Raw genomic sequence first — 297 nt, 5'->3', positions numbered from 1 at the left:
TGCAAGCTCGTACCGATCGAGATCACCGCAGCACGCTCGGGCATACCGGCCTTCTTCGTCGCGGCGATGATCGCCTTGACGTTTGCGGTCTGCTCGTCGTTGAGGGCGATGCGCGACTGCGCGCCCTGCGTGCCGTGCGGGATCAGCTTCGCGGTATCAGGCTTGTCGGCCTGCACCACCGCGACCGGCTTCGCATCCACCGGCGCGGCAGTGGCCTGGCCGGCGATGGGGCCGGCGAAGATGCCACCGGCGAAGGCGAGACCGGCAACGGACAGCATGCTCTTACGGATGATCGTG

At 67.3% G+C, this 297-nt stretch carries 1 pseudogene; it reads right to left on the bottom strand.

What is annotated here, in order from left to right:
- Positions 1–297 (bottom strand): annotated as a pseudogene (locus ACPXB1_RS30695) (hypothetical protein); the annotation flags it as partial.

The sequence above is a fragment of the Micromonospora sp. DT68 genome (genome assembly GCF_049847245.1).
Taxonomy (GTDB): Bacteria; Actinomycetota; Actinomycetes; order Mycobacteriales; family Micromonosporaceae; genus Micromonospora; species Micromonospora profundi.
The sequence above is the reverse complement of the archived record's forward strand: the minus strand, read 5'-3'. Positions and strand labels throughout refer to the sequence as shown.